2 protein-coding genes are annotated in these 1,298 nt (G+C 51.2%); one reads left to right on the plus strand and one right to left on the minus strand.

The features are described 5' to 3' along the window. Positions 1–347, plus strand: a 347-nt coding sequence (locus tag AC1DUA_RS38010) for a hypothetical protein (protein WP_477504632.1), incomplete at its 5' end; no start/stop codon positions are given. Positions 348–393: 46 nt separating this feature from the next. Here AC1DUA_RS38010 and AC1DUA_RS38015 read toward each other — a convergent pair. Continuing rightward, positions 394–1,298: ammonium transporter (locus AC1DUA_RS38015; RefSeq protein WP_477504633.1), on the minus strand; the 905-nt coding region annotated here is incomplete at its 5' end.

A 1,298-nucleotide genomic window follows, 5' to 3' on the forward strand; every position in this document is an offset into this window, starting at 1 on the left:
CTCAAAGGCCATCAAGGAAAGCCGCGGAGGTATTTCCTTTCTTGGAAGCTTTCATTGCCCGCAAGGAACAGCAGGCTTTAGAGATCGAGCAGGTAGTGGAGCGTTACGAAATGAAGAGAATGAAGGAAGAGCGAGCTTATCAGGCGATGTCTTCACTTCGTCGCATGTTTACGGGGAAGAAACCTGACCATCATCTGGCCGTTGAGTATATTCATTATGTGAAGAAGCCAATGGAACAGGTGAACAAGCTGCGTGCCGAAATCGCGCGTGCCAGACAGATTATGAACGAATCCAAGCCTGGCGAGGACATTACCATTCCCGAAGAATTCGAAGAATTGCTTCATTAATAAAAAATTAAAACCCTTCCAGCTGGAAGGGTTTTTTGCTGACGTTCTATCCTTTTTTCAAATGTTGCAAGTCCAGAAAACCGTCCTCCTGGCTATAAGCGGGAACCCCGTGGATCCCTACATCTAAGCCTACGAGTTCCTCGTCACTGCTCACGCGCAATGGTACGATTAGATTAATAAGTTTCATGACGCCCCAAGTAATGGCGAAACCCCATATACAAACCGTAACGAGACCTAATGCTTGAACGCCTAGCAGACCGAATCCGCCACCATAAAATAAACCGGCTGTTCCTTCGCGGATAGCATCAGGTTGAGCGAATAAGCCTACAGCTAAGGTTCCGATGCTGCCGCTGATCCCGTGCACAGGAAATGCTCCGACGGGGTCATCGATTTGTCTTGCTTCCAGCATTTCCGTTGCGTAGACCATTGCTATGCCGCAAATGGCTCCAATGCAAATGGCGGCAACATCGCTAACAAATGCGCAGCCTGCGGTAATGCCGACTAGCCCTGCAAGTGCGCCGTTGATGACCATGGGCGGGTCAGCCTTGCGATAGCGCATCATCGTAAACAGGATGCAGGTTGCGCTGCCTGCTGCTGCGGCCAACATGGTCGTTACAGCGATATGGCCGATAGACGTGTTGGTAGCGCTAAGGGTACTGCCTGAGTTGAAGCCGAACCAGCCAAACCAGAGGATGAAGGCTCCTACGGAAGCTAGCGGTAAATTGGAGGGGGGAACGATGTTCGCTGAGCCGTCGGCAGAGAATTTACCGATCCGGGGGCCGATGATCATAGCGGCAGCAAGTGCTGAGAAGCCGCCAAGCGCATGGATAACAGCCGACCCGGCGAAATCAACCATCCCTAGTTTCCCCAGCCAACCACCAACGGCCCATACCCAGTGACCAGCAATGGGATAAATTAAACCTGTCATGGCAATGGTGTAAAGGATGTAAG

The sequence above is a fragment of the Paenibacillus sp. 01T422 genome, assembly GCF_056398785.1.